This is a genomic window from Desulfuromonadales bacterium (assembly GCA_035620395.1).
Lineage (GTDB): Bacteria > Desulfobacterota > Desulfuromonadia > Desulfuromonadales > DASPGW01 > DASPGW01.
The window spans coordinates 1-7,624 of record DASPGW010000082.1; the positions used below are offsets into that span (position 1 = coordinate 1).

Genomic DNA, 7,624 nt, shown 5'->3' on the forward strand with positions numbered 1-7,624 from the left:
CTCGGTAATATCCCCCAGGTGCTGATCCAGAAGCACGGCGAGGATTTTGCCGGTTTCGCTGAAGTAGTGGAGAAGGCCAGGGCGATCTCTCCCCATGTCATTGCCGCGACTCCCTTTGTGACCAAAGAGGCAATGCTGCTCTCCCGACAGAGCGTTGCGGCGGTCAATGTCAAAGGAGTCGAGCGGGGCAACAAGATCTTCCAGCAGGACTTCTTGTCCCTGAAGCAAGGCGATGTTCAAGACCTGCTCTTTGACGAATCGGAGAAACTGCCGGGGATCGTCATCGGCATTGATACCGCAACCTCCCTGGGTGTGGCGCTCGGCGAGGTGATCAACGTTATTCCTCCCGCATTTACCATTACCCCCTTCGGCATGATTCCTAAAATGAAGCCGTTTCGCGTGACGGCGATCATCAGCCAGCGTGGTGGTTTGCTCGACACCTACTATGCCTACATTTCCCTGCCGCAGGCCCAGCAGTTTCTGGGATCCGTAGACCAGGTGTCGGGTGTCGAGGTCGAAGTCGATTCCTTCGATCAGGCCACTCCGGTGGCCGCCAAGTTGCGCCAGACATTCACCTACCCCTTTGTCATCCGCTCATGGGAGGACCTGTTCGGTTCATTCCTGTCCGCTCTGCGCCTGGAGAAACTCGGTCTCTTCATCGTGCTCGGGATCATCGTGCTGGTAGCAGCTTTCAATATCGCCACTACGCTGATCATGGTGGTCATGGAGAAGCACCGGGATATTGCCATCCTGCGGGCCATCGGGGCGAATTCGCAGAGTATCATGAAGATCTTTGTTCTCGAGGGTTTCATTATCGGCACCTTGGGGACCGGGCTGGGCACGGCTTTGGGGTTGCTGATAGCGAAGAACGCCGACCCGGTTATCAAGGGGCTCGAGCGCTTGCTGGGCATAAAGATTTTCGATCAGGCGGTCTATGGAATGGAGCGGTTTCCTTCCGTGGTCAATACATCGGATGTGCTGGCGGTGATTGCGGTGGCGATGACTATTTCTCTGCTGGCCACGATCTATCCAGCCTGGCGGGCAGCCAGGATGGACCCGGCCGAAGCGTTGCGTTATGAATAAGATGCAAGGGGAGCCGATGATCGCGGTCAAGGGGCTGAGCAAGAGCTTCGGTACCGGCCGGGGGCGGGTCGATGTACTGCGCAGTATCGATCTCACCATCGACCGTGGCGAACGCGTTGCTGTGGTCGGCGCCTCCGGCGCCGGCAAGACAACACTGATGCACATTCTTGGCGGCCTCGACCATCCCACCGAGGGCGGCGTTCACTTTGAGGGGGATGATATCTTTGCCCTCAAGGGGCCTGCGCTCGATGCCTTCCGCAACCGCACGGTCGGTTTCGTTTTTCAGTTTCATCAGCTGCTGCCCGAGTTTACGGCACTGGAAAACGCCATGATGCCGGCTCTGGTTGCCCGCAAGAGGCAGCGGGAAGCGGCGGCGATGGCCAGGGAGTTGCTCAATGAAGTTGGGCTGGGCCACCGCTTGACCCATAAACCCGGCGAACTCTCCGGCGGGGAGCAACAACGGGTGGCCATTGCCCGGTCTTTGGTCATGTCGCCCAGGCTGTTGCTGGCTGATGAGCCGACCGGCAACCTTGACAGCCGGACTTCCGACGGCATTTATCGGTTGCTGCACCAATTGCATGAAACACGGGGGCTGACCCTGGTGATTGTCACGCACAGCGAAGTCCTGGCCAGTCGCCTCGACCGGGTCATCCACATGGAGGACGGTCGTATAAGGGACTAGTTTTTGGTTTACACCCCCCGGCGAATTCCCTATAATGCTTCGCTTTAATGGCTGTTTTGCAGGAGTTTGAATTGCATGCTTAATAGAATTTTCGCCTTACTGGCCCTGCTTGTGCTGCTGCCGGGAGCTGTGCTGGCACAAGCCATTCAGGTGGGCGAGGTGGCGATCGAGGGGAACCGGCGGGTGGAGTTGAGCGCGGTACGTTCTGTGCTGTCGGTCAAAGCCGGTCAGGAGGTGACGGCCGAGGAGATCGACCGGGACATCCGCGCCATCTACAAGCTGGGTCGTTTTGCCGATGTCTCCGCCGAAATCGAAGAGCGTGGCGGTGTGAAAGTCCTGGTGTACCGGTTGACCGAACGTCCGCTGGTGCGGGATGTCAAATATGCCGGCAACAAGGAATTCAGCACCGAGCGTCTGAGCGGGCTGGTCACGCTGAAAACCCCGGATATCTACGACCCTCGGAAAGTCGAAAAAAGCATTGCCGCGGTCAAGAAGGCCTATACCGAAGAGGGGTTCTACGCGGCAGAAGTCGTCTCGAAGGTCGATGTCAACGACGATTACGAGGCGACGGTCACGTTTGAGATCAAGGAAGGGGAAAAGGTCCTCATCCGGCAGGTCCGCTTCGAAGGGAACACCCTCTTTACCGACGCCCAGCTTAAAAAGGTGATGGAGACCAAGGAACGCTGGTTTCTCTCCTGGCTGACCGGCAGGGGGACGTACAAGGAAGAGGTGCTGCAGAACGACCTGGAGATCATTGCCGACCAATACTACAATAAGGGTTACATTCAGGTGAAGGTCCGGCAGCCGCTGATCACTCTTGCCGAGGACAAGAAGAACATGGACGTCCTCATCGAGATCCGGGAGGGGGAGCAGTTTCGGGTTGGTGAGCTGGATGTACAAGGTGACCTGCTCAAGAGCAAAGAAGAAATCCTGGCTCTGGCGAAGCTCAGACCGGGTGACGTATTCAGCCGGCAGCAGCTGCGCCAGGATGTCTTCGCTATCAATGACCTCTATGCCGATCAGGGTTATGCTTATGTCAATGTTTCGCCCCTAACCCAGCTCGATGTCGAACGTCGCGTGGTCGACCTTCTGTTCGAGATTGAGCAGGGAATCCAGGTGAACATCGAGAGAATTCAGATCGGCGGCAACACCAAGACGCGGGACAAGGTCATCCGCCGTGAGATGAAGCTGGTCGAAGGCGACCTGTACAGCTCCAGCAAAATGAAGGAGAGCCGCCGGCGGATCAACAACCTCGGCTTCTTCGAGGAGGTGGACGTCGCCACCAGCAAGGGTTCCGATGAAGCGCACATGAACGTCGATGTCGATGTCAAGGAGCGGCCGACCGGCACCTTCAGCCTCGGCTTCGGCTATTCGTCGGTGGACAAATTTATCGGCCAGGGTTCGGTCTCCCAGGAGAACTTTCTCGGCCGGGCGCTGAAGCTTAATCTGGCGGCCTCTCTGGGAGGGAAGAGCACGACTTACCAGTTTGGGCTGACCGAACCCTACTTCCTCGACAAAAACCTGACACTCGGGTTTGACCTATACAAGACCGAACGGGAATATGTGGATTTCAGCAAAAAAACCTTCGGCGGCGATCTGAAGCTCGGGTTCCCCTTGACCGAAAATACCAGGACCTTCTTTCTATACAAGTACGAAGAGAAGGAGATTTTAGACGTCGACCGGGATGCGTCTTCGTTGATCAGAGATCAGGCAGGGGAATCTACCCTGTCCTCGATTACCGGCACGGTGACCCGTAATACCACGGATTATTACCTCGATCCGACCAGCGGTACAGTTTCCCAACTCTCTGCTGAGTTTGCGGGGTTGGGCGGGACGGAAAAGTTTGGCAAATATACTGCCGATCAGCGTTTTTTCTTCCCCTACAAGTGGGGGACGGTATTCTCGCTACACGGCCAGATCGGCTATATCCACTCGGTCGACGGCGAAGATATCCCCATCGACGAGCGGTTTTATCTCGGCGGAATCAACACTATCCGCGGCTTCAAGTCGCGGCAGGTTGGTCCGCGTGTCCGGGTGGCCAGGCAGATTGTCGATTCTGCCGGCAACGTAACGACCACAGGCGACGATTTTGAATTCATTGGCGGCGATAAGCAAGCCTATTTCAATCTGGAGTACACGTTCCCTCTGCTCAAGGACATGGGTTTAAAGGGGGTGCTCTTCTTTGACACCGGAAATGCCTGGAGTGAGGACGAGAACTTCTTTTCCGAAATGCGCTACAGCGTCGGTGGCGGTATCCGCTGGTTCAGTCCCATGGGCCCGCTGCGCTTGGAGTGGGGTTATAACCTGAAGCCCAGGGAGGGCGAGGACCAATCAGAGTTCGAGTTCTCCATTGGCAGAGCTTTCTAAACAGACACCTAATAGACAAGGAGACGTTTGATGAAAAGATTGATCACAATGCTTCTGGTTTTTTCGCTGCTTGCTGCCGGTCCGGCCCTGGCTGCTGAAGCCAAGCTCGGTTATGTCGATCTGCAGAAGGCTCTGAATCTTTCCGAGTCGGGCAAAGCCGCCAAGGAGAAGATTCAGAAGAAAGTCAAGGAGCACGAGGGGACGATCGATGCCCGGCAGAAAGAGCTGAAAAAGCTCAAGGACGAACTGGAAAAGCAGGCGCTGCTGCTTTCCGACGAAGCCAGAGGCGCCAAGGAGCGGGATTACCAGCAGAAGCTGAAGGAATTCCAGCGCTACACCAAGGACATCCAGGAGGAGCTGCAACAGAGAGATGCAGATTTTACCCGGCAGATTCTCGAAGAGCTGTTCGCGGTGATCAAAGGGATCGGCGAGAAGGAAGGCTATACCATGATTTTCGAGCAGTCTGAAAGTTCCTTGCTCTATGCCGACGACAAGATCGACCTGACCGACAAGGTCATCAAGGCCTACGACGCCCAGGCCAAAAAAGGCAATGGCAAATAAGGAGGGGCGGGTGGCAACGCTCGGGGAGTTGGCCGAACTGGTAGGGGGGACCGTTGTCGGCGATGCGGATCTCAGCATACGGCGCGTTGCCTCGATTGCCGAGGCACAGACTGAGGAGATTACCTTCGTCGCCAATCCCAAATACCTGCCTTTATTGCAGGAGACGCGGGCGTCGGCGGTCATTGCTGCCCCGGGTGTCGAGGCCCCCCATCTCTCCGTGCTCGTCTGCCGCAACCCTTATCTGGCTTTTGCCAAGATCCTTACCTATCTGCAGGTTCAGCGCCCGTCCCCGCAGGGAGTGATGGCCGGCGCCTGGGTGCATCCGAGCGCCAGTCTCGGCGAAGGAATCACGGTTCATCCCGGCTGCGTCGTCGGCGAAAACGTCACCATCGGTACGGGGACGATTCTCTATCCCGGTGTTATCGTCTATGCCGATGTCGTGATTGGCGAGGATTGCACTCTGCACGCCGGAGTCATCGTGCGTGAAGGTTGCCGGATCGGCAACCGGGTCATTCTGCAGCCTTCGGCGGTGATCGGCGCCGATGGCTTCGGGTTCGCCCCGGACGGCGCCCGTTATTATAAAATTCCGCAGGTCGGCATCGTCGAGCTCGAAGACGACGTTGAAATCGGCGCCTGCTCCTGCGTCGACCGGGCCGCCCTTGGGGTCACCCGGATTCGGCGCGGGGTGAAAATCGACAATCTGGTTCAGATCGGACACAACGTTGTGGTTGGTGAGGACACCGTCATTGTTGCCCAGGTGGGTGTTGCCGGCAGCACCGAGATCGGCAGGCACTGCACCTTCGGTGGCCAGGCAGGAACGGCCGGCCATATCAAGATTGGCGACAATGTGATGGTTGGCGGCCAGAGCGGCGTGACCGGCAGCGTCGGCCCGAATCAGGTTCTCTCCGGCACTCCGGTGATGCCGCATAGGGAGTGGCTCAAGGCATCCATGAGTTTTGCCCGGCTCCCTGAGCTGCGCAAGGATGTCACCCGCATGAAACGCCAACTCGAAGAGCTTGAGATGCTGATCAAGGAGAGGTAGAAGGCATGGTTCTCAATACGCATGACATCATGAAAATGCTGCCCCACCGTTATCCCTTTCTCCTGGTTGACCGTATCGTCGAATTGGAGGAGGGCAAGCGGGTGGTGGGAATCAAAAACGTCACCATCAACGAGCCTTTTTTTCAGGGGCATTTCCCCGGGCACCCGATCATGCCGGGTGTGCTTATCATCGAAGCGATGGCCCAGGTCGGCGGCGTCTTCGCCATGCTTACCGACAAGATTAGCGATGATAAAGTGACCTACTTCGCCGGAATCGATAATGCCCGTTTCCGCAAGCCGGTTGTCCCTGGAGATGTGCTGCGCCTTGAGTTGGAACTGATAAACTGTCGCCGTGGCCTCTACTGTTTCCAGGGCAAGGCCTACGTCGGTGACACTCTCGTGGCCGAGGCCGAACTCAAAGCCACTTTCGCTTCCCGTTAGGATGCTCTCGCCCATGATCCATCCAACTGCCATAGTCCATCCCTCTGCCCGCATCGATGATGGTGTTCAAATTGCACCATTTGCTGTAATCGGGGAACATGTGGCCATCGCCGCGGGTACCACTGTCGGTCCGCACGCCGTGATCGAAGGGTGGACGGAAATAGGCCGCGACAACCAGATATTTCAGTTCGCCTCGGTCGGCGCCGCACCGCAGGACCTCAAGTTCCACGGTGAGAAAACCACCCTGCGTCTCGGCGATCGCAATATTGTCCGCGAATTCGTCACCCTGCACCGTGGTACCGAGAGCGGTGGGGGCGAGACGGTTATCGGCAACGACAACCTGTTTCTTGCCTATTCCCATGTCGCGCATGACTGTCACGTTGGCAGCAGGGTTATTCTTTCGAACGGCGCCAATCTGGCCGGACATGTTCAGGTGGATGACTTCGCCATTCTCAGCGGACTTTGTGCAGTCCACCAGTTCACCCGCATTGGCGCCCATGCCATGGTCGCCGGGGGAGCCATGGTCAACCAGGATGTCGCACCCTACACCATCGTTCAGGGGGACCGGGCTAAAACCGTGGGTATCAATCTCGTTGGCTTGCAGCGCCGCGGTTTTTCGGACGAAGCTGTTCGCACCATCAAGAAGGCCTACAAGCTGGTTTTCCGTTCCAGACTGCGGCTCGAGGATGCTCTCGATAAAATTGCCCAGGACCTTGGCGAAGGACCGGAACTCAATGTCTTTACCGACTTCATCCGGCAGAGTCAGCGGGGTATTGCTCGATGATGGAAGGAGCCTGAACAGATGAGCAGACTGCGTGCAGGGGTAATCGGGGTCGGTTATCTGGGCAGGTTTCATGCCCAGAAGTATGCGGCCCTGGAAAATGTGGACCTGGTCGGGATCGCCGATGTCAGCCGCGAACGAGCCGAAGAGGTCGCCGCCGAGGTCGGCACGACCGCCTTCACCGATTATCGCGAGCTGCTCGCTCAGGTCGATCTGGTTTCCATCGTTGTGCCGACCCAGCATCATTTTCCGGTGGCGAAGGAGTGTCTGGAGGCCGGCTGCCATATCCTGCTGGAGAAGCCGGTTACCCAGACGGTCGCCGAGGCCGACGAGTTGATCCGCATGGCTGCAGAACGCCACCTGATTTTTCAGGTCGGGCATCTGGAGCGCTTTAACCCGGCCATTCTGGCTCTTCGGGGGGTATTGAAGAACCCTCTCTTCATCGAATCGCACCGTCTTGCCCCCTTCAAGCCGCGTGGCACAGATGTCAACGTGGTTCTTGATCTCATGATTCATGATATCGACATCATTTTGAACATGGTGCCTTCGACGGTCAAAGTGGTCAATTCGGTCGGCGTTCCGGTTCTCTCGAACGAGGTCGACATCGCCAACGCCCGTCTGCAGTTCGAAAACGGCTGTGTTGCCAATGTCACCGCCAGCCGTGCCAG

8 protein-coding genes are annotated in these 7,624 nt (G+C 57.3%); all 8 read left to right on the forward strand.

Annotated elements, in window-relative coordinates:
• The coding region (locus VD811_04735) for an FtsX-like permease family protein (protein ID HXV20286.1) at positions 1-1,083 on the forward strand (1,083 nt) is incomplete at its 5' end.
• On the forward strand, positions 1,076-1,765 hold the full coding sequence (locus tag VD811_04740; protein HXV20287.1) for an ABC transporter ATP-binding protein: 690 nt from the start codon (positions 1,076-1,078) through the stop codon (positions 1,763-1,765). The genes VD811_04735 and VD811_04740, both read left to right, overlap by 8 nt.
• Before the next feature lie 75 nt (positions 1,766-1,840).
• Complete coding sequence (gene bamA, locus VD811_04745) at positions 1,841-4,132, forward strand: outer membrane protein assembly factor BamA (GenBank protein ID HXV20288.1); 2,292 nt, start codon at positions 1,841-1,843, stop codon at positions 4,130-4,132.
• A gap of 30 nt (positions 4,133-4,162) precedes the next feature.
• Positions 4,163-4,693, forward strand: a complete 531-nt coding sequence (locus VD811_04750) for an OmpH family outer membrane protein (GenBank protein HXV20289.1) — start codon at positions 4,163-4,165, stop codon at positions 4,691-4,693.
• Between the two features lie 10 nt (positions 4,694-4,703).
• A complete protein-coding gene (gene lpxD / locus VD811_04755) occupies positions 4,704-5,735 on the forward strand; it encodes a UDP-3-O-(3-hydroxymyristoyl)glucosamine N-acyltransferase (GenBank protein HXV20290.1) in 1,032 nt (343 codons plus the stop codon).
• A gap of 5 nt (positions 5,736-5,740) precedes the next feature.
• The gene (gene fabZ, locus VD811_04760; GenBank protein HXV20291.1) at positions 5,741-6,175 is read left to right on the forward strand and encodes a 3-hydroxyacyl-ACP dehydratase FabZ; all 435 of its coding nucleotides are present in this window, start codon (positions 5,741-5,743) and stop codon (positions 6,173-6,175) included.
• Between the two features lie 13 nt (positions 6,176-6,188).
• Positions 6,189-6,959, forward strand: a complete 771-nt coding sequence (gene lpxA, locus VD811_04765; protein ID HXV20292.1) for an acyl-ACP--UDP-N-acetylglucosamine O-acyltransferase — start codon at positions 6,189-6,191, stop codon at positions 6,957-6,959.
• Positions 6,960-6,977: 18 nt separating this feature from the next.
• Positions 6,978-7,624, forward strand: a 647-nt coding sequence (locus VD811_04770; protein HXV20293.1) for a Gfo/Idh/MocA family oxidoreductase, incomplete at its 3' end; no start/stop codon positions are given.